General features: G+C 62.6%; 37 protein-coding genes. 2 read left to right on the top strand and 35 right to left on the bottom strand.

The window, feature by feature from the left end:
• Positions 1–92: 92 nt before the first annotated feature.
• From ACLGL5_RS23025 to rpsL, 34 genes are all read right to left on the bottom strand, one after another.
• Entirely contained in the window at positions 93–476 is a 384-nt protein-coding gene (locus ACLGL5_RS23025) for a DUF930 domain-containing protein (protein ID WP_019857976.1), read from the bottom strand.
• Positions 477–781: 305 nt separating this feature from the next.
• Positions 782–2,089, bottom strand: coding sequence for a replication-associated recombination protein A (locus ACLGL5_RS23020; RefSeq protein ID WP_069092112.1), 1,308 nt, complete (start codon positions 2,087–2,089; stop codon positions 782–784).
• A 41-nt stretch (positions 2,090–2,130) separates the two neighbouring features.
• Entirely contained in the window at positions 2,131–3,624 is a 1,494-nt protein-coding gene (locus ACLGL5_RS23015; protein WP_069092111.1) for a DegQ family serine endoprotease, read from the bottom strand.
• Between the two features lie 181 nt (positions 3,625–3,805).
• A complete protein-coding gene (gene rplQ, locus ACLGL5_RS23010; protein WP_010909289.1) occupies positions 3,806–4,237 on the bottom strand; it encodes a 50S ribosomal protein L17 in 432 nt (143 codons plus the stop codon).
• Positions 4,238–4,341: 104 nt separating this feature from the next.
• Positions 4,342–5,352: a DNA-directed RNA polymerase subunit alpha gene (locus ACLGL5_RS23005; protein ID WP_006205443.1), complete on the bottom strand. Its 1,011-nt coding sequence runs from the start codon at positions 5,350–5,352 to the stop codon at positions 4,342–4,344.
• A gap of 104 nt (positions 5,353–5,456) precedes the next feature.
• Positions 5,457–5,846, bottom strand: coding sequence for a 30S ribosomal protein S11 (rpsK, locus tag ACLGL5_RS23000; protein ID WP_006205444.1), 390 nt, complete (start codon positions 5,844–5,846; stop codon positions 5,457–5,459).
• 158 nt (positions 5,847–6,004) lie between these two features.
• Positions 6,005–6,373, bottom strand: a complete 369-nt coding sequence (rpsM, locus tag ACLGL5_RS22995) for a 30S ribosomal protein S13 (protein ID WP_006205445.1) — start codon at positions 6,371–6,373, stop codon at positions 6,005–6,007.
• Between the two features lie 218 nt (positions 6,374–6,591).
• A complete protein-coding gene (locus tag ACLGL5_RS22990; protein ID WP_019857972.1) occupies positions 6,592–7,188 on the bottom strand; it encodes an adenylate kinase in 597 nt (198 codons plus the stop codon).
• Positions 7,185–8,525, bottom strand: coding sequence for a preprotein translocase subunit SecY (gene secY, locus ACLGL5_RS22985; RefSeq protein ID WP_019857971.1), 1,341 nt, complete (start codon positions 8,523–8,525; stop codon positions 7,185–7,187). Before secY ends, ACLGL5_RS22990 begins: the two co-directional genes overlap by 4 nt.
• A gap of 194 nt (positions 8,526–8,719) precedes the next feature.
• Positions 8,720–9,193 (bottom strand): 50S ribosomal protein L15, encoded by a 474-nt coding sequence (gene rplO / locus ACLGL5_RS22980; protein WP_010909286.1) that lies wholly within the window; start codon positions 9,191–9,193, stop codon positions 8,720–8,722.
• A gap of 22 nt (positions 9,194–9,215) precedes the next feature.
• Positions 9,216–9,413 (bottom strand): 50S ribosomal protein L30, encoded by a 198-nt coding sequence (rpmD, locus tag ACLGL5_RS22975; protein WP_006205449.1) that lies wholly within the window; start codon positions 9,411–9,413, stop codon positions 9,216–9,218.
• A 24-nt stretch (positions 9,414–9,437) separates the two neighbouring features.
• Positions 9,438–10,007 carry a 30S ribosomal protein S5 gene (gene rpsE, locus ACLGL5_RS22970; protein WP_027046810.1) on the bottom strand — a complete coding sequence of 190 codons (570 nt, stop codon included), beginning with the start codon at positions 10,005–10,007 and terminating at the stop codon, positions 9,438–9,440.
• Between the two features lie 76 nt (positions 10,008–10,083).
• Positions 10,084–10,443 carry a 50S ribosomal protein L18 gene (rplR, locus tag ACLGL5_RS22965; protein ID WP_010909284.1) on the bottom strand — a complete coding sequence of 120 codons (360 nt, stop codon included), beginning with the start codon at positions 10,441–10,443 and terminating at the stop codon, positions 10,084–10,086.
• 86 nt (positions 10,444–10,529) lie between these two features.
• Positions 10,530–11,063, bottom strand: a complete 534-nt coding sequence (gene rplF / locus ACLGL5_RS22960; RefSeq protein ID WP_019857968.1) for a 50S ribosomal protein L6 — start codon at positions 11,061–11,063, stop codon at positions 10,530–10,532.
• A gap of 88 nt (positions 11,064–11,151) precedes the next feature.
• Entirely contained in the window at positions 11,152–11,550 is a 399-nt protein-coding gene (gene rpsH, locus ACLGL5_RS22955; protein WP_006205453.1) for a 30S ribosomal protein S8, read from the bottom strand.
• A 12-nt stretch (positions 11,551–11,562) separates the two neighbouring features.
• Positions 11,563–11,868, bottom strand: a complete 306-nt coding sequence (gene rpsN, locus ACLGL5_RS22950; protein WP_010909282.1) for a 30S ribosomal protein S14 — start codon at positions 11,866–11,868, stop codon at positions 11,563–11,565.
• Positions 11,869–11,894: 26 nt separating this feature from the next.
• Entirely contained in the window at positions 11,895–12,473 is a 579-nt protein-coding gene (gene rplE / locus ACLGL5_RS22945; protein WP_010909281.1) for a 50S ribosomal protein L5, read from the bottom strand.
• Positions 12,466–12,780: a 50S ribosomal protein L24 gene (gene rplX, locus ACLGL5_RS22940; protein WP_019857966.1), complete on the bottom strand. Its 315-nt coding sequence runs from the start codon at positions 12,778–12,780 to the stop codon at positions 12,466–12,468. The genes rplE and rplX overlap by 8 nt, the downstream gene beginning before the upstream one ends.
• Positions 12,781–12,792: 12 nt before the next feature.
• Positions 12,793–13,161, bottom strand: a complete 369-nt coding sequence (rplN, locus tag ACLGL5_RS22935) for a 50S ribosomal protein L14 (RefSeq protein ID WP_006205457.1) — start codon at positions 13,159–13,161, stop codon at positions 12,793–12,795.
• An 84-nt stretch (positions 13,162–13,245) separates the two neighbouring features.
• Positions 13,246–13,485: a 30S ribosomal protein S17 gene (gene rpsQ / locus ACLGL5_RS22930; protein ID WP_010909280.1), complete on the bottom strand. Its 240-nt coding sequence runs from the start codon at positions 13,483–13,485 to the stop codon at positions 13,246–13,248.
• A gap of 11 nt (positions 13,486–13,496) precedes the next feature.
• Positions 13,497–13,697 carry a 50S ribosomal protein L29 gene (rpmC, locus tag ACLGL5_RS22925; protein ID WP_006205459.1) on the bottom strand — a complete coding sequence of 67 codons (201 nt, stop codon included), beginning with the start codon at positions 13,695–13,697 and terminating at the stop codon, positions 13,497–13,499.
• Between the two features lie 13 nt (positions 13,698–13,710).
• Positions 13,711–14,124, bottom strand: coding sequence for a 50S ribosomal protein L16 (gene rplP, locus ACLGL5_RS22920; protein ID WP_010909279.1), 414 nt, complete (start codon positions 14,122–14,124; stop codon positions 13,711–13,713).
• Between the two features lie 27 nt (positions 14,125–14,151).
• Positions 14,152–14,877, bottom strand: a complete 726-nt coding sequence (gene rpsC, locus ACLGL5_RS22915; RefSeq protein ID WP_010909278.1) for a 30S ribosomal protein S3 — start codon at positions 14,875–14,877, stop codon at positions 14,152–14,154.
• Positions 14,877–15,266, bottom strand: a complete 390-nt coding sequence (gene rplV, locus ACLGL5_RS22910) for a 50S ribosomal protein L22 (protein WP_010909277.1) — start codon at positions 15,264–15,266, stop codon at positions 14,877–14,879. The genes rpsC and rplV overlap by 1 nt, the downstream gene beginning before the upstream one ends.
• A 2-nt stretch (positions 15,267–15,268) precedes the next feature.
• On the bottom strand, positions 15,269–15,547 hold the full coding sequence (gene rpsS / locus ACLGL5_RS22905; protein ID WP_006205463.1) for a 30S ribosomal protein S19: 279 nt from the start codon (positions 15,545–15,547) through the stop codon (positions 15,269–15,271).
• Positions 15,548–15,563: 16 nt separating this feature from the next.
• Complete coding sequence (rplB, locus tag ACLGL5_RS22900) at positions 15,564–16,397, bottom strand: 50S ribosomal protein L2 (RefSeq protein WP_010909276.1); 834 nt, start codon at positions 16,395–16,397, stop codon at positions 15,564–15,566.
• A 22-nt stretch (positions 16,398–16,419) separates the two neighbouring features.
• Positions 16,420–16,713, bottom strand: a complete 294-nt coding sequence (locus ACLGL5_RS22895; protein WP_010909275.1) for a 50S ribosomal protein L23 — start codon at positions 16,711–16,713, stop codon at positions 16,420–16,422.
• Positions 16,710–17,330 carry a 50S ribosomal protein L4 gene (gene rplD / locus ACLGL5_RS22890; protein ID WP_019857964.1) on the bottom strand — a complete coding sequence of 207 codons (621 nt, stop codon included), beginning with the start codon at positions 17,328–17,330 and terminating at the stop codon, positions 16,710–16,712. Before rplD ends, ACLGL5_RS22895 begins: the two co-directional genes overlap by 4 nt.
• Positions 17,330–18,043 carry a 50S ribosomal protein L3 gene (rplC, locus tag ACLGL5_RS22885; protein WP_010909273.1) on the bottom strand — a complete coding sequence of 238 codons (714 nt, stop codon included), beginning with the start codon at positions 18,041–18,043 and terminating at the stop codon, positions 17,330–17,332. The genes rplD and rplC overlap by 1 nt, the downstream gene beginning before the upstream one ends.
• 61 nt (positions 18,044–18,104) lie before the next feature.
• Positions 18,105–18,413: a 30S ribosomal protein S10 gene (gene rpsJ, locus ACLGL5_RS22880; RefSeq protein WP_010909272.1), complete on the bottom strand. Its 309-nt coding sequence runs from the start codon at positions 18,411–18,413 to the stop codon at positions 18,105–18,107.
• A 69-nt stretch (positions 18,414–18,482) separates the two neighbouring features.
• Complete coding sequence (gene tuf / locus ACLGL5_RS22875; RefSeq protein ID WP_010909256.1) at positions 18,483–19,658, bottom strand: elongation factor Tu; 1,176 nt, start codon at positions 19,656–19,658, stop codon at positions 18,483–18,485.
• A 67-nt stretch (positions 19,659–19,725) separates the two neighbouring features.
• On the bottom strand, positions 19,726–21,816 hold the full coding sequence (gene fusA, locus ACLGL5_RS22870) for an elongation factor G (protein ID WP_019857963.1): 2,091 nt from the start codon (positions 21,814–21,816) through the stop codon (positions 19,726–19,728).
• 29 nt (positions 21,817–21,845) lie between these two features.
• Entirely contained in the window at positions 21,846–22,316 is a 471-nt protein-coding gene (gene rpsG / locus ACLGL5_RS22865) for a 30S ribosomal protein S7 (protein WP_006202127.1), read from the bottom strand.
• Positions 22,317–22,376: 60 nt separating this feature from the next.
• Positions 22,377–22,748 (bottom strand): 30S ribosomal protein S12, encoded by a 372-nt coding sequence (gene rpsL / locus ACLGL5_RS22860; RefSeq protein ID WP_006333356.1) that lies wholly within the window; start codon positions 22,746–22,748, stop codon positions 22,377–22,379.
• A gap of 473 nt (positions 22,749–23,221) precedes the next feature.
• On the opposite strand from rpsL, the gene ACLGL5_RS22855 reads away from it, so the two are divergent.
• Together ACLGL5_RS22855 and ACLGL5_RS22850 are read left to right on the top strand one after the other, a co-directional pair.
• Positions 23,222–23,503: a hypothetical protein gene (locus tag ACLGL5_RS22855; RefSeq protein ID WP_010909270.1), complete on the top strand. Its 282-nt coding sequence runs from the start codon at positions 23,222–23,224 to the stop codon at positions 23,501–23,503.
• 115 nt (positions 23,504–23,618) lie between these two features.
• Entirely contained in the window at positions 23,619–24,554 is a 936-nt protein-coding gene (locus ACLGL5_RS22850; protein WP_019857961.1) for a Gfo/Idh/MocA family protein, read from the top strand.
• A gap of 3 nt (positions 24,555–24,557) precedes the next feature.
• Here the strand turns inward: ACLGL5_RS22850 and ACLGL5_RS22845 are convergent, their stop codons facing one another.
• Positions 24,558–25,223: an O-methyltransferase gene (locus ACLGL5_RS22845; protein WP_069092110.1), complete on the bottom strand. Its 666-nt coding sequence runs from the start codon at positions 25,221–25,223 to the stop codon at positions 24,558–24,560.
• Between the last annotated feature and the right edge of the window lie 121 nt (positions 25,224–25,344).

The raw sequence follows: 25,344 nt of genomic DNA, 5'->3' as shown, positions 1-25,344 counted from the left end.
AGGTTTTTTGGGTCGCCGCACAACGCCACGACATCGTGGCCTGGCAGTTGCCTGGTGGAATTTGCCAGACTTCGGTCAATGCATCGCTGGGGTCAATGCACCGCTGGCAAGCCGAGCTCGTTCCATTTCTCCCTGGCCACGGGATCGCCGACCAGGAACTCAAAGCCGATGACGCTTTCGCCGTCCCGCGCGAGCTGGCATTTGAACTTCAGACCATACCAGTTTTTGCGACTGCGGAAAGCCGCGCCGTCCGCGGTGATCGTGGTGCCGCCGATCTTCTCCTCGGCTGTCGCATAAGGCACGACGCGTTCCGGCTGAAAGTCCACGCGCCATCGCCGGATCTGGTCCATGGCCTCGAGATTGCACAATTGCACCATGCGTTCGTCGGAAGCGAAGGTCGCGAGATCGGCGCGCGCCTGCCGGCTGCGCGGATCGGCGAGCGTCTTGGCCGACAGCATTTCGGTCGGCCGAATCATGGTCGGCGCGGTGGGCGATATAGATCGAGGAGTGGTTGATGGTGTTGTTGGTGTTGGTACGGACGCTTGCGCCTCGGGCGCTGAAGGCGGTGCTGGCGCCGGCGGCGGCCTTGTCGAGGCCTCGAACTGCTGGGGTGTCAGAATGTCGACCGACACCCGTTCCTCGTCCAGCCGCTTCGGCCGCTTTGGCAGCGGCATGAGCGCCAGCATCGCGGCCAGCAGTGCGTGGAGAGCAACCGAGGTTGAGATACCCCATGGCGGGGCCTCGCTTCGAAGCGTGACGACCACCGGGCCACGCAAATCCGCTATTCCCGTTCCTTGCGCAGCTTCGCCCAATAGTCGAGCCGCTTCCTGATGTCGCGCTCGAAACCACGCTCAGGCGGATCGTAGAAGGTCTGGCGGCCCATCTTCTCCGGAAAATAGTCCTGGCCCGAAAAGGCGTCGGGCTCATCATGATCGTAGCGATAGCCCGCGCCGTAATCCTCTTCCTTCATCAGCTTGGTCGGCGCATTGAGGATATGCTTCGGCGGCAGCAGCGAGCCATGCTGCTTGGCTGCCTGCGTCGCCGCCTTGAAGGCGGTGTAGACTGCATTGGATTTGGGCGCGGTGGCGAGATAGACGGTGGCTTCGGCAAAGGCCAGCTCGCCTTCCGGAGAGCCCAGATAGTCGTAGGCGTCCTTGGCGGCATTGGCGACGACCAGCGCCTGCGGATCGGCTAGGCCGATGTCTTCCATCGCCATGCGCACCAGCCGGCGGCCGAGATAGAGCGGATCCTCGCCGGCGTCGAACATGCGCGCGAGATAGTAGAGTGCCGCGTCGGGATCGGAACCGCGCACCGATTTGTGCAGCGCCGAGATCAGATTGTAGTGGCCGTCCTGGCCCTTGTCGTAGATCGGCGCACGGCGCTGGACGATACGCTGCAGCCCTTCGGGATCAAAGACCTCACCGGGCTTGGCGGCGCGCCAGACTTCCTCGGCCAGCGTCAGCGATGCGCGGCCGTCGCCATCGCTCATGCGGATCAGCATGGCGCGGGCCTCGTCATCGAGCGGCAGCGCCCTGCCCTCCGTCTCCTCAGCCCGCACCATCAGCTTGGCGATGCTCTCCTCGCCGAGCGAATGGAAAACCATGACGCGCGCGCGCGACAACAGAGCCGCGTTGAGCTCGAAGGACGGGTTTTCCGTCGTGGCGCCGACCAGGACGACCGTCCCGTCCTCCATGACAGGGAGAAAGGAATCCTGCTGGGCGCGGTTGAAGCGATGGATCTCGTCGACGAACAGCAAGGTCTGGCGGCCGTTGGCGCGGCGCAGCTTGGCCGTCTCGAACACTTTCTTCAGGTCGGCAACGCCGGAAAACACCGCCGATATCTGCTCGAAGGCAAGGCTGGTCTCGCCGGCGAGCAGCCTTGCCACCGTGGTCTTGCCGGTGCCCGGCGGCCCCCAGAAAATCATCGAGCCGAGTGAGCCCGAGCCGATCAGCCGGGTCAGCGCGCCATCGGGGCCGGTCAGATGCTCCTGGCCGACGACCTCGCCAAGATTTCTCGGCCGCAGCCTGTCGGCCAGCGGCCGACCGGGCGGCGCCTTTTCCGGTTCATCGACACTGAACAGATCGGCCATGCACTTCTTTTGGTTTGGAGCGCGATCCCTTCAGATCGAACTCAGTAACGCAGCACCTGGCGCAGTATCTGCCCGCCGCGCTCGACGGTAAAGCGCCACCAGCGCGTATCCTGCTGGGCTACCTGCGCCAGGGTCGCGGCGGTATCGATGGTGGTGCCGTTGACCTCGCGCACGATGTCGCCCGGCATGAAGCCGAAATCGGCGGCCGGCGAGTCGCGGTTGATGTCGATCACCGTCACGCCCTTGAGGTCGGTGCGCAGGCCAAGCTTCTGGGCAAGCCGCGGCGACAGTTCCGCGACCTTGGCGCCCGAGAACGGGCTGCGGCCATGCAGCGTCACTTCCGAGGCTTTCGCACCTTCCGGCGCGCGCTCCAGCGCGATGTCCATGGCTGCTTGCTGGCCCTTGGTCAGGATCGCGAAATTCGCCTTTGTGCCGATCGACAGCGTCGCCATGCGATAGTCCAGCGCCTCGATGCTCTCGACCGGCTTGCCGTTGATCTGCAGCACGACATCGCCAGCCTTCAGCCCGGCCTTGCCGGCTGGCCCAGTAGCATCGACCGAAGACACCAGCGCACCGGTCGGCTTTTCCATGCCGAGCGATTCGGCGATCTGCGGCGTCACCGCCTCGAACTCGGCGCCGATATAGGGCCGTTCGAAGAAATCGAGGCCGGCCTTGGCCGCATCGGCGAAAGCCCGCACCATGTTAGCGGGGATGGCGAAACCGATGCCGATCGAGCCGCCGCTGCGGCTGTAGATGGCGGTGTTGATGCCGACCAGCTGGCCGCCCATGTTGATCAGCGCGCCGCCGGAATTGCCGGGATTGATGGCCGCGTCGGTCTGGATGAAATAGCCCGAATCCGAGACGCCGATATGGCTGCGGGCAAGTGCCGAAACAATGCCGCTGGTGGTGGTCTGGCCGACGCCGAAGGGATTGCCGATGGCCAGCACTAGGTCGCCGACCTCCAGCGCGTCGGAATCGCCAATGGCGATGACCGGGAACGGCTTGTCGGATTCGATCTTGAGCACGGCTAGATCCAGCGTCTCGTCCTTCAGCATCACCTTGCTGGTGAATTCGCGCCCGTCGGCGGTCGCCACCTTGACCTCGTCGGCATCCTTGATGACGTGAAAATTGGTGACGATGACGCCACTCGGATCGACAAGCACACCTGAGCCCAGCGAGGATTGGGCGCGCGGCTGCGCACGGCCGAAAAACTCCTCGAAGAACGGATCGCCTTCAAAAGGCGATGTGACCTTGGCCGTCTGCGAGGCATAGACATTGACCACGGCCGGCGCCGTCTGCTTGACCAGCGGCGCGAACGAAAGCTGTACCTCCTCACGGCCGAACGGCACGCGCTTGTCAGGCCCCGAGGTGGCATTCTCGCCTTCGACACCGTGCAGCAGGTCGGTCAGCACGTCCGACAGGCCCGGATCGGCGGGTTTTGCCGCGTCTTCGGCGAACGCCTGCCGGACTGCCGGTGCGGCTGCGAACACCATGAAGGCGCAGAGCAGAACAAGGGACAGTCTTTTGGCGCGCATTCGCGAATCCTCCAAGGCAAGTTCGGGCGCATTGTCCCGACGATTGTGCAAAATGAAAGGCTAAGCCGCTGAAATCCGCTTATTTTCGCGCCGGCAGATCATTTTGGGCACGCTTTGACGCGCGTAGAACATGAAAAAGGGGCCCGCAGGCCCCTTCAATTCATTCCGGAAAGACGGAGCCTTATGCGGCCGCGGCTTCCGCGTCGGTGCCTTCGGCTTCGAGGCGGGCGCGGTCGCCAGCGCCCTTGGCCGAGGTGTCGCGATCGACGAACTCAATGACAGCCATCGCGGCGTTGTCGCCGTGACGGAAGCCGGCTTTCATGATGCGCAGATAACCGCCGTTGCGGTTGGCGTAGCGCGGGGCGATGGTGTCGAACAGGCGCTTGACGACGCCTTCATTGCCGATCTGCGCGATCACCTGGCGGCGGGCGTGCAGGTCGCCGCGCTTGCCGAGCGTCACCAGCTTCTCGACGATCGGACGCAGGTCCTTCGCCTTCGGCAGGGTGGTGACGATCTGCTCGTGCTCGAGCAGCGACACGGCGAGGTTGGCGAACATCGACTTGCGATGGCTAATGCTTCGGGCGAAGCGACGGCCTTTGAAACCGTGGCGCATGGCTCTTTTCCTTCTTCAGTTGTTCAAGAGGCCAAGGCCTCTGATGGTTTTCCGCATGACCGTCGGATCGAGCGGCTCACGCCGCCGATCCTTGGAATTCATGCTCAATATTGGTCTTCGTAGCGCTTGGCGAGGTCTTCGATGTTTTCCGGCGGCCAGTCCGGCACTTCCATGCCGAGGTGCAGGCCCATTGCCGCCAGCACTTCCTTGATCTCGTTCAGCGACTTGCGGCCGAAGTTCGGGGTGCGCAGCATCTCGGCTTCGGTCTTCTGGATGAGATCGCCGATGTAGACGATGTTGTCGTTCTTCAGGCAGTTGGCCGAACGCACCGAAAGCTCGAGCTCGTCGACCTTCTTGAGCAGCGCCGGGTTGAAGGCGAGCTCGGTGACGGCTTCGGCGGCGACTTCCTTCTGCGGCTCGTCGAAGTTGACGAACAGGCCGAGCTGGTCCTGCAGGATGCGGGCGGCGAAAGCCACCGCGTCCTCGCCCGAGATCGAACCGTCGGTCTCGATGGTCATGGTCAGCTTGTCATAGTCGAGAACCTGGCCCTCGCGGGTGTTCTCGACCTTGTAGGAGACCTTCTTGACCGGCGAATAGAGGCTGTCGACCGGGATCAGGCCGATCGGCGCGTCCTCGGCGCGGTTGCGCTCGGCCGGCACGTAGCCCTTGCCGGTGTCGACGGTGAATTCCATGCGGATTTCAGCGCCTTCGTCCAGCGTGCAGATGACGTGGTCGGGATTGAGGATCTCGACATCGCCAACCGTCTGGATGTCGCCGGCGAGAACCGCACCCGGTCCCTGCTTGCGCACGACCATGCGCTTGGGGCCGTCGCCTTCCATGCGGATGGCGATTTCCTTGATGTTCAAGACGATGTCGGTCACGTCCTCGCGCACACCGGCGATGGACGAGAATTCATGCAGAACGCCGTCGATCTGCACGGCGGTCACAGCCGCACCGCGCAGCGAAGACAGAAGCACGCGGCGCAGCGCGTTGCCCAGCGTGAGGCCAAAGCCACGCTCAAGCGGCTCGGCGACCAGCGTGGTCAGCGTCTTCTTCTTCGACGAGAACTCGATCTTGTTCGGCTTGATCAGTTCCTGCCAATTTTTCTGGATCATGATGCTTTCCTTCCGTTGACCCGCCACCATCCAATCGTGGCGGGCGACCTGGAATACCGCGGAGGAACGCCCCTGTGGGCGTTCGCGCGGCGTTCGGTAATTTCTTAGACGCGGCGCTTCTTGCGCGGGCGGCAGCCATTGTGCGGGATCGGCGTCACATCACGGATCGAGGTGATGGTGAAGCCGGCCGCCTGCAGGGCGCGCAGCGCCGATTCACGACCGGAGCCAGGTCCGCAGACCTCGACTTCGAGCATGCGCATGCCGTGTTCCTGGGCCTTCTTGGCGACGTCCTCGGCAGCCATCTGGGCGGCGAACGGGGTCGACTTGCGCGAACCCTTGAAGCCCTGGGCACCGGCCGACGACCAGGCAATCGAATTGCCCTGCGCGTCGGTGATGGTGATCATCGTGTTGTTGAAGGTCGAATTGACGTGGGCAACGCCCGACGAGATATTCTTGCGTTCGCGACGGCGAACACGAGCGGCTTCCTTGGCCATGGTATTCCTTTCAGTTGATCTCTACACCGCCGTAATGCCAGCGGCTCCACCTTCGTAAGGGAGTAGGGGAATAGGGCAGTAGGGGAGTAGGGAGAAATGCGACCCGACTGGCGAGCATTCCCTACTGCCTTACTCCCCTACTCCCTTATTCACCCAAATTACTTCTTCTTGCCGGCGATCGACTTGGCCGGGCCCTTGCGGGTGCGTGCATTGGTGTGCGTGCGCTGGCCGCGGACCGGCAGCGAGCGACGGTGACGCAGGCCGCGGTAGCAGCCGAGGTCCATGAGACGCTTGATGTTCATCGACACTTCGCGACGCAGGTCGCCTTCGACCTGGTAGTCACGGTCGATGGTCTCGCGGATCTGCAAGACTTCCGCGTCGGTCAGCTGGTTGACGCGGCGCTCGGCCGGGATGCCGACCTTGTCGACGATCTCCTGGGCGAACTTCTTGCCAATGCCGTGAATGTACTGAAGCGCGATGACGACGCGCTTGTTGGTCGGAATGTTGACGCCGGCTATACGAGCCATGTTCTTTCCTTCTCCATGTGGGCCGGCCAACCTTTAAAACAAGGTAGTCCCGGCGCTGTCAAAGTTGCCCCGCGTCCGGTGGAGGCCGGCCCTTGCGGGAGTTTCCAGTTCAAAGCGACTGCCTTGCCCTTGCGGACAAGCAAAGTTCGCACCTGATAGGAAGACGGGCCGCCATACCGCAGCGAGCCGCTCCCGTCAAGCCTAATCTTTAGATTCCGTTACCGCGCCTTGGCGGCGGCCGCGAGCACGGCTTCGATCTCGGCGGTCACCGCGTCGATGCTGGCCATGCCGTCGACCGTCTTAAGCTTGCCCTTGGCGTAATAATAGCCGGTCAGCGGAGCGGTCTTCTTGTAGTACTCGCGCAGGCGCTCCTCGAACACCGCCGGATTGTCGTCCTTGCGCACCGGCTGCCCGGCGGCCTTGGCGTCCTCGGCGCGCTTGACGATGCGGCCGACCAGGGCCCTGTCGTCGACGACCAGTTCGATGACCGTGTCGAGGCCGATGCCACGCTCAGAAAGCATCGATTCAACCGCATCGGCCTGCACCAGTGTGCGCGGGTAGCCGTCGAGGATGAATCCCTTGGCGCAGTCGGCTTGGTCGATCCGCTCGGCGACGATGGCATTGACGATGGCGTCGGACACCAGTTCACCGGCATCCATCACCGCCTTGGCACGCTTGCCGACTTCGGAACCGGCCTGAACGGCGGCACGCAGCATGTCTCCCGTCGAGAGTTGGGGTATGCCGTGTTTTTCTACCAGTCTTTGTGCTTGTGTCCCCTTGCCCGCCCCTGGCGGCCCAAGCAAAATCAACCTCATCTGGCTTTCTTCCCCCCGCGCAGCTTCGACTTCTTGATCAGGCCTTCATACTGGTGCGCGATCAGGTGGCCCTGAATCTGCGCAACCGTATCGAGCGTGACACTGACCACGATCAGAAGCGATGTGCCACCAAGGTAGAATGGTACGCCAGTCGCCGAGATCAGGAACTCCGGCAGCAGGCACACCAGCACCAGATAGATGGCGCCGACGACGGTGATGCGGGTGAGAACGTAATCGATGTAATCGGCGGTGCGCTCGCCCGGGCGATAGCCCGGGATGAAGCCCGAATGCTTCTTGAGCTGGTCGGCGGTGTCCTTCGGGTTGAAGACAATCGCTGTGTAGAAGAAGGCGAAGAACACGATCATCGCCGCGTAGAACGCCATGTAGAGCGGCTGGCCATGGCCGAGCGAGGCCAGGATGGTGCTCGCCCAGGCGGGCATGTTGGTGGTCTGCGAGAAGCCGGCGATGGTGGCCGGCAGCAGGAGCAGCGACGAGGCGAAGATCGGCGGGATGACGCCCGACGTATTGAGCTTCAGCGGCAGATGCGAGGTGTCGCCCTGGAACATGCGATTGCCGACCTGGCGCTTCGGATACTGGATCAGCAGGCGGCGCTGGGCGCGTTCGAAGAACACGATGAGCGCGATGACGACGATGGCCAGGACGATGATCGCCAGGATCAGGCCGGTCGACAGGGCGCCGGTGCGACCAAGTTCCAGCGTGCCGGAAATGGCATGCGGCAAGCCGGCGACGATGCCGGAGAAGATGATCAGCGAAATGCCGTTGCCTATGCCGCGCGCGGTAATCTGCTCGCCGAGCCACATCAGGAACATGGTGCCGCCGACCAGCGTGACGACGGTCGAAACGCGGAAGAACATGCCGGGATCGCTGACGATGCCGTTGCCGTTCTCCAGCCCCACCGAAATGCCATAGGCCTGTACCAGTGCCAGAAGCACGGTGCCGTAGCGCGTGTACTGGTTGATGACCTTGCGGCCCTGTTCGCCTTCCTTCTTCAGCGCTTCCAGCGACGGAATGACCGAGGTCATCAGCTGCATGATGATGGAGGCGGAGATGTAAGGCATGATGCCGAGCGCGAAGATCGCCATGCGCTGCACGGCGCCGCCGGCGAACATGTTGAACATGCCGAGCACGCCCTTGCTCTGCGAGGAGAAGGCTTGGGCGAAGGCGTCGGGATTGATTCCGGGCAGCGGGATATAGGTGCCGAGGCGGTAGACGAGCAACGCGCCAATGGTGAACCAGATGCGTTTCTTCAGGTCCTCCGCCTTGGCGAAGGCCGAGAAATTCAGATTCGAGGCTAGTTGTTCAGCAGCCGAAGCCATGCCTGATTCTCCGCTTGGTAACGCTTGATGGCCCGTGAGGTCAGGCGGTGCGTTTCACCGAAGCTCACGAGATAAGCTCCGGGCTCTAAACATGCAAGCGGCCGCGTTGACGCGGCCGCTTAATTGAGCAGATCAAAGCGCAATCGTGAGCAAAAACGGGATCCCACTCTTGCCGATCGCGCTTCAAATTGCCGTTACTCGGCAGCTGCCTTTTCCGGCAACTTGACCGAGCCGCCGGCCTTTTCGATCTTCTCGATCGCCGCCTTGGAAGCACCGGCGACGTCGAAGGCAAGCTTGGCCTTGAGTTCGCCATCGGACAGCACGCGCACGCCATCCTTGACGCGGCGGATGACGCCGGCGGCGACGAGCGCCTCGGCCGTCACGGTTGCCTTGGCGTCGAGCTTCTTGGCATCGACGGCTTCCTGGATGCGGGCCAGCGACACGACGACGAAGCTCTTGGCGAAGATGTTGTTGAAGCCACGCTTCGGCAGGCGCCGGTAGAGCGGCATCTGGCCACCCTCGAAGCCGTTGATGGCGACGCCGGAGCGCGCCTTCTGACCCTTGACGCCGCGACCGGCGGTCTTGCCCGAGCCGGAACCGATGCCGCGGCCGAGACGCTTCTTGGAATGCGTCGCGCCGTCCTTGTCACGCAGATCGTTGAGTTTCATCTGAGTTCTCCTGCGCTTTGGCTCAGCCCTCGTCCACGACGCGGACGAGATGCTGAACGGCGGCGATCATGCCGCGCACGGAAGGCGTATCTTCCAGGGTGCGCTGCTTGTGCATCTTGTTGAGGCCGAGGCCGACCAGCGTCGCGCGCTGTTCCTTCGGGCGGCGGATCGGCGAACCGATCTGCTCAACGGTGATGGTCTTGGTTGCTTTCTTGGCCATGGTCAAAATCCCTGGTCAGATCGACTATTCTTCAGCCGCAACGGCGGTGCCGCGGCGGGCCTGAAGGGTCGAATACTTGATGCCGCGAGCGGCAGCCACATCCTTGGGATGCATCTGGCTCTTCAGCGCGTCGAACGTGGCGCGAACCATGTTGTAAGGGTTCGACGAACCCATCGACTTGGCGACCACGTCATGCATGCCGAGCGTCTCGAAAACGGCGCGCATCGGGCCGCCGGCGATGATGCCGGTACCCTGCTTGGCGGCGCGCAGCAGAACGCGTCCGGCGCCCCAGCGTCCCTCGACGTCGTGATGCAGCGTACGGCCCGAGCGCAGCGGCACGAAGATCATGTCGCGCTTGGCCGATTCAGTTGCCTTGCGGATGGCTTCCGGCACTTCGCGTGCCTTGCCATGACCGAAGCCGACGCGGCCCTTCTGGTCGCCGACGACGACGAGTGCGGCGAAGCCGAAGCGACGGCCACCCTTGACGACCTTGGCGACGCGATTGATGTGGACCAGCTTGTCCACCATGCCGTCGTCGCGCTCTTCGCGCTCACGCTCGCGGCCGCGGCCGCCTTCCCTACGTTCCTGTGCCATATCCTGTTCCTTGTTTTTTTCCGGAAGCACGGTTGATGATACGATCCGGCGCCTCTGTGGGTCACCGGGGGCGAAATTAGAAGCTCAGACCGCCTTCGCGGGCAGCTTCAGCCAGCGCCTTGACGCGGCCGTGATAGATGTACGGGCCACGGTCGAAGACGACTTCCTTGACGCCGGCCTTGGTGGCGCGCTCGGCGATCAGCTTGCCGATCGCGGCGGCGGCGGCCGTGTCAGCGCCGGTCTTGAGCGAACCCTTGAGGTCCTTCTCGAGTGTCGAAGCGGCAGCGATGGTGTGGCCCTTGGCGTCGTCGATCACCTGGACATAGATGTTCTTCGAGGTGCGGTGAACCGACAGGCGCGGCCGCTCGCCGGCGACCTTCCTGATCTGGCGGCGAACGCGCTGCGCACGGCGCTGCGTGGATTCCTTGGTACCCATGATGGTCTTCCTTGCCTTCAAAAAACGGGGGCCGCCATATGCGGTAGGCGAAGCGCCTCCCGCGACCGCTCCCCGCGGCGTTACACTTACTTCTTCTTGCCTTCCTTGCGGACGATCTTCTCGCCAGCGTAGCGGACGCCCTTGCCCTTGTAGGGCTCCGGACCGCGATATTCGCGGATCTCGGCGGCGACCTGGCCGACCTGCTGCTTGTCGATGCCGGTCACGGTGATTTCCGTCGGCTTCGGCACAGCGATGGTGACACCGGCCGGCGTCTCATAGACGACGTCATGGCTGAAGCCAAGAGCCAGCTGCAGGTTCTTGCCCTGCATGGCGGCGCGATAGCCGACGCCGGTGATCTCGAGCTTCTTCTCGAAGCCGTCCTTGACGCCCTGCAGGATGTTGACGATCTGCGTGCGCGACATGCCCCACTTGGAGCGGGCGGTCTTGGTCTGGTCGCGCGGCTGGACAGCGATCTCGCTGCCTTCCATCTTGACCAGGACTTCGTCGTTCACCACGAACTTCAGCTCGCCCTTGGGGCCCTTCGCCGTCACGGTCTGGCCGTTGACGGTCGCGGTCACGCCCTGCGGCAGCGAAACGGGTTTCTTTCCAATACGAGACATTTTGTTGTCCTCGTCACTTCTCTTGTTTCAGGTCTCTGTCTTCGGAACGATCCGAAGACCGGATTCCAATTTGCGGTCAGCTGCCAGATCAGAAGATCTGGCAGAGGATCTCGCCGCCGACGTTCTGTTCGCGGGCTTCGTGATCGGCCATCACGCCCTTCGGCGTCGAAAGGATGGCGATGCCGAGGCCGTTGGCGACGTGCGGAATTGACTTGGCCGAGACGTAAACGCGGCGGCCCGGCTTCGAGACGCGGGCGATTTCGCGCACGACCGGCGCACCGTCGAAATACTTCAGCTCGATTTCGATCTCGGACTTACCGTTGTCGAAGTCGGTCTGGCTGTAGTCGCGGATATAGCCTTCAGCCTTCAGCACGTCGAGGACGCGGGTGCGCAGACGCGAGGCCGGCGTCGAGACACTCGACTTCTTGCGGCCGTAGGCGTTGCGGATGCGGGTCAGCATATCGCCGAGAGGATCGCTCAATGACATGTTATGTCCTCCTTACCAGCTCGACTTGACCAGGCCCGGGATCTGGCCGTTGTTGCCGAGATCACGAAGCGCGATGCGCGATACTTTGAGCTTGCGATAGTAGGCACGCGGACGGCCGGTGACTTCGCAGCGGTTGCGGATGCGGATCTTGGCCGAGTTGCGCGGCAGGGCAGCAAGCTTGAGCTGAGCGCGGAAGCGCTCTTCCATCGGCTTGGACTGATCCATGATGATCGCCTTCAGGGCAGCGCGCTTGGGACCGTACTGGTCGGCAAGCTTGCGGCGCCTGTTGTTCTTCTCGACTGAGCTGGTCTTTGCCATTTCAGATTTTTCCTTTCTCGCTGCCGTTACTGGCGGAAGGGGAAGTTGAAAGCCTTGAGCAATGCCCGGGCTTCGTCGTCCGTCTTCGCAGTCGTACAAACGATGACGTCCATGCCCCAGATCTGATCAACCTTGTCGTAGTTGATCTCCGGGAACACGATATGCTCCTTGATGCCCATGGCGTAGTTGCCACGGCCATCGAAGCTCTTGGGGTTCAGTCCGCGGAAGTCGCGGACGCGCGGCAGCGCGATGTTCACGAGGCGGTCGAGGAACTCGTACATGCGTTCCTTGCGCAGCGTGACCTTGGCGCCGATCGGCATGTTCTCGCGGACCTTGAAGCCGGCGATCGAATTGCGGGCGCGGGTGACGACGGCCTTCTGGCCGGCGATCAGCGCCAGGTCTTCGGCCGCAACCGAAGGCTTCTTCGAATCGGCGGTCGCTTCGCCGACACCCATGTTCAGCACGATCTTGTCGAGGCGCGGAACCTGCATGTCGTTGTCGTAGCCGAACTGCTCCTGCAGCGCCTTGCGGATGGTCTCGTTGTAGACCTGCTTCAGACGCGGCGTGTTGGTGGCAGTCGCCTGCTTGCTTTGAGCCTTAGCCATTGATGACTTCTCCCGAGCGCTTGGCGACGCGCACCTTCTTGCCGTCCTTCTGGAAGATGAAACCGACGCGGGTCGGCTTGCCATCCTTGGGGTCGGCCAGCGCGATGTTCGACAGCTGGATCGGCGCTTCCTTGGTAATGATCCCGCCCTCTTGGGACTGGGTCTGCTTCTGGTGACGACGGATCATGTTGACGCCGCGCACCAGCGCGGTGTCATCCTTCGGCTGAACCGAGAGGACTTCGCCCGAACGGCCCTTGTCCTTGCCGGCCAGCACGACGACCTTGTCGCCTTTTCTAATCTTTTGCATTGGTCCGGCTCCTTACAGCACTTCAGGCGCGAGCGAGATGATCTTCATGTGGTTCTTGGCGCGGAGTTCGCGCGGAACCGGTCCGAAGATACGCGTGCCGATCGGCTCTTTCTTGTTGTCGACGAGAACGGCCGCGTTCTTGTCGAAACGGATCACGCTGCCGTCCGGGCGGCGGATGTCCTTGGCCGTGCGAACCACGACCGCCTTCATCACATCGCCCTTCTTAACGCGGCCGCGCGGAATGGCTTCCTTGATGGACACCACGATGATGTCGCCCACGGAAGCGTATTTCCGCTTCGAGCCGCCCAGCACCTTGATGCACATGACACGACGCGCGCCGGAATTATCCGCCACGTCGAGGTTTGTTTGCATCTGAATCATGACTGGCCGCCTTCTTCTTTTCTAACGGGACGGGCTCGAAGCCCCTCCCCGGTCTGTCCAAAATTCGTTGTTTACGCCCGGAGGTCAGGCTTGGTCCGAAGACACGACGATCCAGCGCTTGTCCTTGGAAATCGGCTTCGATTCCTGGATGAACACCTGATCGCCAACCTTGTGGGCGTTGTTCTCGTCGTGCGCCTTGTACTTCTTGGTCATGCGCACGGTCTTCTTCATCACGGGATGCGTGAAGCGCCGTTCGACCTTGACGACAACCGTCTTCTCGTTCTTGTCGCTGACGACGGTGCCCTGCAGAATGCGCTTTGGCATGGTTTTCGTCCTTAAGCCTTCTTGGCCGCGGACTTTTCCGCAGCGATGGTCTTGATACGCGCAATGTCCTTACGGACCTGCCTCACGCGCGCGGTCTTCTCGAGCTGGCCGGTGGCCTTCTGGAAGCGCAGGTTGAACTGCTCCTTCTTCAGGCTGGCCAAATCGTCGGTCAGCTGGTCCTGGGTCTTGGTCCGGATGTCTTCGGCTTTCATGATCAGCCCGTCCTTATTCTGCGATGCGCTGTACGAAGCGCGTCCTGACCGAGAGCTTGGCCGCGCCGAGACGCAGCGCCTCACGGGCGGTTTCTTCACTGACGCCGTCGATCTCGAACATGATGCGGCCCGGCTTGACGCGCGCCGCCCAGTAGTCGACGGCACCCTTGCCCTTGCCCATGCGGACTTCGGTCGGCTTCGACGTGACCGGCAGATCCGGGAAAATGCGGATCCAGACGCGGCCAGCACGCTTCATTTCACGAGTGATCGCGCGGCGGGCCGCCTCGATCTCACGCGCGGTGACGCGGTTCGGCTCAAGCGCCTTCAGCCCGAAACCACCGAAATCCAGGTTGGTGCCGCCCTTTGCGGTACCATGGATACGGCCCTTGAACTGCTTGCGGAACTTTGTGCGCTTTGGCTGCAGCATCGTTCTAACTCCAAATTCCTAAATGTCTCAGGCGTTTTCGCGACGACGACCGCGTTCGCGATCACCACCACCGCCATGCGCAGCATCACCCTCGGTCGCGCGACGTTCCGAAGCCATCGGATCGTGCTCGAGGATCTCGCCCTTGAATACCCAGACCTTGACGCCGCAGATGCCATACGCCGTATTCGCCTCGGCCGTGCCGTAGTCGACATCGGCGCGCAGCGTGTGCAGCGGCACGCGGCCTTCACGGTACCACTCCATGCGGGCGATTTCGGCGCCGCCGAGACGGCCCGAGCAGTTGATGCGGATGCCTTCGGCACCGAGGCGCATCGCCGACTGCACGGCGCGCTTCATGGCGCGGCGGAACGCGATACGGCGCTCGAGCTGCTGGGCGATCGACTGGGCGACCAGGGTCGCGTCGATTTCCGGCTTGCGCACTTCAACGATGTTGAGGTGCGTCTCGGACTTCGTCATCTCCATCAGCTTCTTGCGAAGCTTCTCGATGTCGGCGCCCTTCTTGCCGATGATCAGACCCGGGCGCGCGGCATGGATGGTAACGCGGCACTTCTTGTGCGGGCGCTCGATCACGACCTTGGAGATCGCGGCCTGCTTGAGTTCCTTCTCAAGATACTTGCGGATCTTGATGTCCTCATGCAGCAGCTTGCCGTACTCGCCGGTGTTCGCGAACCAGCGCGAATCCCAGGTGCGGTTGATGCCGAGGCGAAGACCGATCGGATTGACTTTCTGGCCCATTATGCGGCCTCCCCTTTTTCTTCGACTTCACGAACGACGATCGTGAGGTGCGAGAACGGCTTCTCGATACGGCTGGCGCGACCACGGCCACGAGCGTGGAACCGCTTCATGACGATCGACTTGCCGACATAGGCTTCCGCCACCACCAGCGCATCGACATCGAGGTCGTGGTTGTTTTCCGCGTTGGCGATCGCCGATTCCAGCGTCTTCTTGACCGTGCCGGAAATCCGCTTGGCCGAGAATTCGAGGTCGGAAAGCGCTGTCGCGACCTTCTTGCCGCGGATCAGCGCGGCAACGAGGTTCAGCTTCTGCGGGCTGATACGGATCGTGCGCAACACGGCGCGCGCTTCGTTGTCAGCAAGCCTGCGCGGAGCTTTGGCCTTGCCCATGATTATTTCCTCTTCGCCTTCTTATCCGCGCCGTGACCGTAATAAGTCCGCGTCGGAGCGAATTCACCGAACTTATGACCGACCATGTCCTCGTTCACCGAGACGGGAACATGCTTCTGGCCGTTGTAGACACCGAAGGTGAAGCCGACGAACTGCGGCAGGATGGTGGAGCGACGGCTCCACATCTTGATCACCTCATTGCGACCACCTTCACGAACCTTGTCCACCTTCTTGAGAAGGTAGCCGTCGATGAAGGGGCCTTTCCAAATAGAACGAGTCACTTGGCGTTACCTCTTCTTAGCTCTTGCGCTGATGGCGCGAGCGCAGGATGAACTTGTCGGTCGCCTTGTTGGACCGCGTCTTCTTGCCCTTGGTCGGCTTGCCCCACGGGCTGACCGGATGACGGCCACCGGAGGTGCGGCCTTCACCACCGCCGTGCGGATGGTCGACCGGGTTCATGGTCACGCCGCGATTGTGCGGGCGCTTGCCACGCCAAACCGTGCGGCCGGCCTTGCCGTCGTTGATGTTGCCGTGGTCGGGGTTCGACACGGCACCGACGGTGGCCATGCAGGAGCCGTGAACGACACGCTGCTCGCCCGAATTGAGGCGCAGGATCGCCATGCCCTGGTCGCGACCGACGAGCTGGGCGTAACCGCCGGCCGAACGGGCGACCTGGCCACCCTTGCCCGGCTTCAGCTCGATGTTGTGGACGATCGTGCCGACCGGCATCGATGCCAGCGGCATCGCATTGCCCGGCTTCACGTCGACCGCTTCGCCGGCCACGATCTTGTCGCCGGCGGCAAGGCGCTGCGGGGCGATGATGTAGGACAGCTCACCATCGTCGTACTTGATCAGCGCGATGAAGGCGGTGCGGTTCGGATCGTATTCAATGCGCTCGACCGTGCCGACGACGTCGAACTTGCGGCGCTTGAAGTCGATGATGCGGTACGAACGCTTGTGACCACCGCCGATGAAGCGGGCGGTGATGCGGCCGTAATTGTTGCGGCCGCCCGACTTGGTCAGGCCCTCGGTCAGACCCTTGACGGGCTTGCCCTTGTAGAGGCCCGAGCGGTCGACGATGACCAGCTGGCGGGTGCTCGGCGTTACCGGGTTGAATTTTTTCAGTGCCATTGTTCTGTCCTCGCGGCCTTGCTCAGAGACCCGTCGCGACGTCGATCGACTGGCCGTCGGCCAGCGTCACAATCGCCTTCTTGACGTCGCTCTGGCGGCCGATCGTGCCGCGGAAGCGCTTGATCTTGCCCTTGCGGACAAGCGTGTTCACGGCCATCACCTTGACGCCGAACAGCGCTTCGACGGCGGCCTTGATTTCCGGCTTCGACGCCTTCTTGGCGACGTTGAAGACGACCTGGTTCTGCTCGGAAGCCATGGTCGACTTTTCGGTGATCGCCGGGCTGACGATCACGTCGTAGTGACGAAGGTCGGTCATTTAAAGCGCTCCTCGAGAGCCTCGACGGCGGCCTTGGAAAGGACCAGCGTGCCGCGGCGCAGAATGTCGTAGACGTTGATGCCCTGGATGGGCAGCACGTCGATGTTGGGGATGTTGGTCGCGGCCAGCTTGAAGTTCTTGTCAAGCTCGGCACCACCAATCACCAGGGCGTTGCTCAGGCCCAGCGTCGCGAAATTCGCGATCAGCGCCTTGGTCTTGGCCTCGGTCAGCTTCAGCTCGTCGATAACGATGATCGACGCGCTCTTGGCCTTGGCCGAGAGAGCATGCTTCAAGCCGAGAGCACGCACCTTCTTCGGCAGGTCGTGCTCGTGGCTGCGAACGACCGGGCCGTGGGCCTTGCCGCCGCCGCGGAACTGCGGAGCGCGTGCCGAATGGTGACGGGCGCGGCCCGTACCCTTCTGCTTGTACATCTTGGCGCCGGTGCGCGCGATTTCGGCGCGGCCCTTGGCCTTGTGCGTGCCCTGCTGCTTCTTGGCGAGCTGCCAGCGCACGACGCGCTGCAGGATGTCCTCGCGCGGATCAAGGCCGAAAATCTCCTCGGAGAGTTTCACCTTGCCGGCGTCCTTGCCGCCAAGCGTTGTGATCTTGAGATCCATTATTCCGCTCCCTCTGTGGCCGGAGCCTCGTTCTTAACAGCGGCGCGGATCGCGGCGGGCTTCGGCGCATTGGCCGGCAGTGCCACCTTGGCCGCATCGCGGACCAGGATCCAGGCGCCCTTCGATCCGGGAACCGCTCCGCGGATCAGGATCAGGCCGCGGTCGGCATCGGTCGAGACGATCTCGACATTCTGCGTCGTCACGCGGGTATCGCCCATGTGGCCGGCCATCTTCTTGCCCTTGAACACCTTGCCGGGGTCCTGGCGCTGGCCGGTCGAACCGTGCGTACGGTGCGAGACCGAGTTACCGTGCGTCGCGCGGCCACCACCCATGTGGTGACGCTTGATGACGCCCTGGAAACCCTTGCCGATCGTCGTGCCCGTCACATCGACCTTCTGGCCGGCGACAAAGTGCTCGACGGTGATCTCGGCGCCGACATCGATCATGTTGTCGGCCGAGACGCGGAACTCGGCAACCTTCGCCTTCGGCTCGACGGAAGCGGTCGCGAAATGGCCGCGCATCGCCTTCGACGTGTTCTTCACCTTGGCGAGGCCAACGCCGAGCTGAACGGCGGTGTAGCCATTCTTCTCCTGCGTGCGCTGCGCCACGACCTGGCAGTTCTCCATCTGGAGAACGGTGACGGGAACATGTTCCCCGGCATCGTTATAGATGCGGGTCATTCCCACCTTCTTTGCAATCACACCTGAACGCATCGGTTCAATTCCTTTAGAGTTCCGGGCCAGGGGCACCGCCCCTTACCGCGCTCTCATTCCCTTAGAGCTTGATCTCGACGTCGACGCCGGCGGCCAGATCGAGCTTCATCAAAGCATCGACGGTCTGCGGGGTCGGATCGACGATGTCGAGCAGACGCTTGTGCGTGCGCATCTCGAACTGCTCGCGGCTCTTCTTGTCGACGTGGGGCGACCGGTTCACCGTGAACTTTTCGATCCGCGTCGGCAGCGGAATGGGGCCGCGGACGTTTGCGCCGGTGCGCTTGGCCGTCGACACGATTTCCTTCGTCGAGGCGTCGAGCACGCGGTGATCAAACGCCTTCAGGCGGATGCGGATATTCTGTCCGTTCATGCGTCACTTCCTTGTTCTGGCGCGGCGCGGGCAACTTCCGCGCCCGCGACAGATCGGTTTAAGTCCAAATTACTCTTTGATGGTGACGACGATGCCGGCACCGACGGTGCGGCCGCCTTCACGGATGGCGAAGCGCAGCTTCTCTTCCATGGCGATCGGCACGATCAGCTCGACATCGACCGTGATGTTATCGCCAGGCATGACCATCTCGGTGCCAGCCGGCAGCGACACGATGCCGGTCACGTCCGTCGTGCGGAAGTAGAACTGCGGACGGTAGTTGGTGAAGAACGGCGTGTGACGGCCACCTTCGTCCTTGGTCAGGATGTAGGCCTCGGCCACGAACTTCTTGTGCGGCTTCACCGTGCCGGGCTTGGCCAGAACCTGGCCGCGCTCGACACCTTCACGATCAACGCCGCGCAGCAGCGCGCCGATGTTGTCGCCAGCCTGGCCCTGATCGAGCAGCTTGCGGAACATTTCCACGCCCGTGCAGGTCGTCTTGGTCGTCGGACGGATGCCGATGATTTCCAGCTCCTCGCCGACCTTGACCACGCCGCGCTCGACGCGGCCGGTCACGACCGTGCCGCGGCCCGAGATCGAGAACACGTCTTCGATCGGCATCAGGAACGGCTTGTCGAGCGGACGAACAGGCGTCGGGATGTAGGCGTCGACCTGAGCCATCAGCTCGCGGATCGCGTCCTCGCCGATCGTCTTGTTGGAATCCTCAAGCGCGGCCAGCGCCGAACCCTTGACGATCGGAATGTCGTCGCCGGGGAACTCGTTCTTCGACAGCAGTTCACGAACCTCGAGCTCGACCAGTTCGAGCAGCTCGGCGTCGTCGACCTGGTCGACCTTGTTCAAGAACACCACGATCGACGGCACGCCGACCTGACGGGCGAGCAGGATGTGCTCGCGGGTCTGCGGCATCGGGCCGTCGGCAGCCGACACGACCAGGATCGCGCCGTCCATCTGCGCGGCACCGGTGATCATGTTCTTCACATAGTCGGCGTGGCCGGGGCAGTCGACGTGAGCGTAGTGGCGGTTGGCCGTCTCGTATTCAACGTGAGCCGTCGAGATGGTGATGCCGCGTGCCTTCTCTTCCGGCGCCGCATCGATCTGGTCGTAGCGCTTGTACTCGCCAAAATACTTCGTGATCGCCGCCGTCAGCGACGTCTTGCCATGGTCAACGTGACCAATCGTGCCGATGTTCACATGAGGCTTAGTGCGCTCGAATTTACCTTTTGCCATGTGATGTCTCCATTTCCTGCTCGCCCATGCGGGCTTTGAATTGCGTTACCGCGACGGCTCTTTCGAGTTACGCGTATTTTTTCTGGACTTCCTGGGCGACCGCGGTCGGGACCGGCTCGTAGTGGTCGAACTGCATCGTGTAGGCCGCGCGGCCCTGGCTCATCGAGCGCAGGTTGTCGACGTACTTGAACATGTTGGCGAGCGGCACCATCGCGTTGATGACGACGGCCACGCCGCGTGCTTCCTGGCCCTGGATCTGACCGCGACGGCCGTTCAGGTCGCCGATGACGCTGCCGACATAGTCTTCCGGCGTCACGACTTCGACCTTCATGATCGGCTCGAGCAGCTGCACGCCCAGCTTGGGTGCGGCTTCGCGGAAGCAGGCGCGGGACGCGATTTCGAAGGCCAGGACCGAGGAGTCGACGTCGTGGTAGGCGCCGTCGATCAGCGTCGCCCGGACACCGATCATCGGGAAGCCCGCGAACGGACCAGCGCCCATGACGCTCTGAATGCCCTTTTCGACACCCGGAATGTATTCCTTCGGCACCGCGCCGCCGACGATCTTGGACTCGAAGACGAACTCTTCGCTCTCCGTGTTCGGCTCGAAGATAACCTTGACGCGGGCGAACTGGCCGGTACCGCCGGTCTGTTTCTTGTGGGTGTAGTCCTGCTCGTGCTTGCGGGTGATCGTCTCGCGATAGGCCACCTGCGGAGCGCCGACATTGGCTTCGACCTTGAACTCGCGACGCATGCGGTCGACGATGATGTCGAGGTGCAGTTCGCCCATGCCGGAGATGATGGTCTGGCCGCTTTCCTCGTCGGTCTTGACGCGGAAGGACGGATCCTCGGCAGCCAGTCGGTGAAGGGCGAGGCCCATCTTTTCCTGATCGTTCTTGGTCTTCGGCTCGATGGCGATCTGGATGACCGGGTCGGGGAATTCCATGCGCTCGAGGATGACCGGGTGCAGCGGATCGCACAGAGTGTCGCCGGTGGTCGTGTCCTTGAGGCCAGCCAGAGCGACGATGTCGCCGGCGAAAGCTTCCTCAACGTCGGCGCGCGAATTCGCATGCATCTGCAGCATGCGGCCGATGCGCTCCTTCTTGCCCTTGACGGTGTTGTCGACCGAGACGCCCTTGGTGAGCTTGCCCGAGTAGATGCGGGCGAAGGTCAGCGAACCGACGAACGGGTCGTTCATGATCTTGAAGGCGAGCATCGACAGCGGCTCGTTGTCGTCCGCATGACGCTCGATCTCGGCGTCGGTCTTGGCATCGACACCCTTGATGGCGGGAACGTCGGCCGGCGACGGCAGGTACTCGACAACGGCGTCGAGCAGCGGCTGCACGCCCTTGTTCTTGAAGGCCGAACCGCAGAACATCGGATAGAACTTGACCGCGATCGTGCCCTTGCGGATCAGCGAACGGATCTCGTCATTCGACGGCATCTTGCCTTCGAGGTAGTTTTCGAGGGCCGTCTCGTCCATTTCGACGGCGGCTTCGATCATCTTCTCGCGGTATTCCACGGCACGAGCCTGAAGATCGGCCGGGATCTCGACGACGTCCCAGGCAGCGCCCAGCGTCTCGTCGCGCCAGACAAGCGCGTTCATCTCGACGAGGTCGACGACGCCCTTGAATTCGGTCTCGGCGCCAATCGGCAGCTGCATGACGACAGCCTGCGCACCGAGGCGTGAGCCGATCATCTCGACCGAGCGGTAGAAATCGGCGCCGATCTTGTCCATCTTGTTGCAGAAGATCATGCGCGGCACGCGGTACTTGTCGGCCTGGCGCCAGACGGTTTCCGTCTGCGGCTCGACACCGGCGTTGGCGTCGAGCAGCGCAATGGCGCCGTCGAGCACGCGCAGCGAACGCTCGACTTCGATGGTGAAGTCGACGTGTCCGGGAGTGTCGATGATGTTGAAGCGATGCATCTTGCCGTCGCGACCTTTCCAGAAGGTCGTAGTGGCGGCGGACGTGATGGTGATGCCGCGTTCCTGCTCCTGCTCCATCCAGTCCATGGTGGCAGCGCCGTCGTGCACTTCGCCGATCTTGTGCGACTTGCCCGTGTAATAGAGGACGCGCTCGGTGGTCGTCGTCTTGCCGGCGTCAATATGCGCCATGATACCGAAATTGCGGTAGTCTTCGATTTTGTATTCGCGGGCCATCGTAGCTGCCTCTCAGTCCTGTTCGCGCTTTACCAGCGGTAGTGTGCGAAAGCGCGGTTGGCTTCAGCCATCTTGTGGGTGTCTTCACGCTTCTTGACGGCCGTGCCGCGGTTGTTGGCCGCGTCCATCAGCTCGCCCGAGAGGCGGTCGATCATGGTGGTCTCGTTGCGGTTGCGGGCAGCCGCGATCAGCCAACGGATGGCCAATGCCTGGCGGCGCTCGGGACGCACGTCGACCGGAACCTGGTAGGTGGCGCCGCCGACGCGACGCGAACGCACTTCCACATGCGGCGCGACATTGTCGAGTGCCTGATGGAAGACGGTGACCGGCTCCTGCTTGGTCTTCGACTGGACCTGGTCGAGCGCGCCATAGACGATGGTCTCGGCGACCGACTTCTTGCCGTCATACATGACGGCGTTCATGAACTTGGTAACGATCAGATCGCCGAACTTCGGATCTGGGTTGATCTCACGCTTTTCTGCACTGTGACGACGCGACATGGCTTTTGTCTCTCAATCTCGTAGCCCGACGCGTTCAAGCAGCGCCAGGGCCGGAAAATCTTACTTCGGACGCTTGGCGCCGTACTTCGAACGGCGCTGCTTGCGGTTCTTCACGCCCTGCGTGTCGAGCACGCCGCGGATGATGTGGTAGCGGACGCCCGGAAGATCCTTGACGCGGCCGCCGCGGATCATGACCACGGAGTGCTCCTGAAGGTTGTGACCTTCGCCGGGGATGTAACCGATCACTTCAAAACCATTGGTCAGGCGGATCTTGGCCACCTTGCGCAGCGCCGAGTTCGGCTTCTTCGGCGTCGTCGTGTAGACGCGCGTGCAGACGCCCCGCTTCTGCGGGTTCTGCTGCATGGCCGGGACCTTGTTGCGCTTCACCGGCGCAATGCGCGGCTTGCGGATCAGCTGGTTGACGGTAGGCATTAAACCCTCTTGTCTCTCAATTCCGTGTCTCGCCCGGTCAGGGCCGCTCAAAGCGTCATTTCCATACGCAAATTCGGGCCACAAACCGCGCCTCGCGGTCTTGCCCGAACAAATGGCAGAGGAAGCGGAAGCCGCTTCGTGCACGCCGGAAATGTCTTTTCGCTCGTAAAACGAACCCTGTTTGAAGCAAACTCCAAAGCGTGTCGCTTCGGAAGGGAGAGCCTCACATCGGTTCTGACTGGGCGGCTTCTACTCGTAAGCCCGCGAACCGTCAACCCCGCAGTGCCAAATATTGCATTGATGCCGGGGCTTGGCAGCCATGCGAAAGGCGCATGTAATTTTCTTTCGCCATTTTGCAAGTGCGAGGAAGAAAGTGACCGGCTTTTGGCTGTCGCGCGGCCCCGCTTCATGCGAAAAGGCGGCCTGAGCTCTGAAAACCCCCTCGCCTGTCCTTTGCCAAGAGGAATCAGCCCGTGAACGACAATGAAGAACGCCCGGTCACCATCATCACCGGCCGGGTGTGGAAGCGCAAAGGCGGCAAAGCGGAAGGCGTTCATGTCATGCTGGTGGCTCCCGACGACGATTCGGCGGTGCGCCGCGCCCTCGAATCGCTTGCGGCGGAAGGTTATGCCGAGGCCGAGCTCGATCAGATCGGCGATATGGACGGCGTGCCCGATGACGAGCCGCATCTGTCGGCCTATCAGGGCGCGCTCGAAGGCGAAGTCTCGATCGTCACGTTCGACGCGCCGATCTGAGAATCAGGTCCGGACACGGCTTACGCCGGCCGGACCGCCGCTCCACCTTTCGCAACTTGCCCGGTTGTCTTTCTCGCGCCTAGAAAAACCTGTCCTTCCCATTCCGGAGCCCCCAATGTCGTCAAACAATAACCCCATCAACATAGGTATCGTCGGCGTCGGCAAGATCGTCCGCGACCAGCACCTGCCGGCGCTAGCCAAGGACCAGAGCTACCGACTCACCGCTGCCGCCAGCCGGCATGGCAAGGTCGACGGCATCCCGAACTTTCCAACCATCGAGGCGATGCTCGACGCGGTGCCGGAGCTTGAGGCCGTCTCGCTCTGCATGCCGCCGCAATTCCGCTACGACGCCGCGCGCACCGCGCTCGAGGCAAGGAAGCATGTCTTCCTGGAAAAGCCGCCGGGCGCAACGGTCAGCGAGGTCGAAGACCTGAAGGTGCTGGCCGAGAAAAACGGCGTCTCGCTATTTGCCAGCTGGCACTCGCGTTATGCGCCGGCGGTGGAGGCCGCGCGCGGTTTTCTCGCATCGACCCAGATTCGGTCGGCGGCTATCGTCTGGAAGGAAGATGTGCGCCGCTGGCATCCGAACCAGGAGTGGATCTGGGCGCCGGGCGGCTTCGGTGTCTTCGATCCCGGCATCAACGCACTGTCGATCGCAACCCACATCCTGCCGGCGATGTTCATCACCTCCGCCGTGCTCGACTTTCCTGAAAACCGCGCTGCCCCGGTCGCGGCGCAAGTCGCTTTCCGCACGTCGAACGGATTGCCGGTGACGATGGACCTCGACTGGCTGCAGACCGGCCCGCAAAGCTGGGACATCCTGGCCGACACGGATGCCGGCAAGATGGTGCTTTCCGGCGGCGGCTCGAAACTCGCCATCGACGGCCGCGTCGTGCATGAGGAGCCGGAAGCGGAATACCCCATGCTCTACAAGCGTTTCGCCGAGATCGTGCGCGCCGGCATCTCAGATGTCGATCTCGCGCCGCTGCAGCATGTCGCCGACGCCTTCATGCTCGGCAAGCGCAATGTGGTCGAGGCGTTTTTCGACTGACCTTCAACTGACAATCGCAATCGCAAAGCCGTCATAGCCCTTGGCGCCTACTGTCTGGATGGCGGTGCCATCCAGGCGCTTGTCGCCGCCTATGAATGAGAACGCCGCCCGGGCGCCCACGACATTGGCGTCATGCCCACCGCCGTCGATCACCGCGCCGTCGCGGATGACATTGTCGCAGATGATGACTGTTCCCGGCCTCGAAAGCCGCGTGGCCCAGGAGAGATAGTTCGGGTTGTTCGGCTTGTCGGCGTCGATGAAGATGAGATCGAACGGCCCGGCATTTCCAGCGCTTAGCGCGGCCAGCGATTCAAGGGCCGGCCCGACCCGCAGTTCCACTTGGTTCGAAACCCCTGCACGTCCGAAATTCGACCGCGCGACCTTGGCGTGATGCGGGTCAAGTTCAAGCGTCACGATCTTGCCGTCCATGGGCAAGGCGCGCGCCATCCAGATCGTCGAATAGCCGCCCAGCGTGCCGATTTCGAGGATCTTCTTCGCACCCCGAATCCGCGCCAGCAGTGAAAGCAGCTTGCCCTGCGCCGGCGATACGTCGATCGGCGGCAGGCTTTCGTCACGGTTGGCGGCGAGAACGGCGTCAAGGGCTGGATCCGCTTCGAACAGAGCATCAACGATGTAGTCGTCGACCGCAGCCCAGGTCTTCCTGCTCATCGTTTCTTCTCCGATCAAAAGCCGAAACGCGAAAATGTAGCCCCGGGGCCCTTCTTGCCGCCATGGATACCAACTTCGCCACGCTCCGGAAAACAAAAAAGCCGCCGGGTTACCCCGACGG

It is taken from the genome of Mesorhizobium sp. U510 (genome assembly GCF_059180695.1).
Note: the sequence above shows the minus strand (reverse complement) of the source record. Positions and strands in the feature narration are given on the sequence as shown.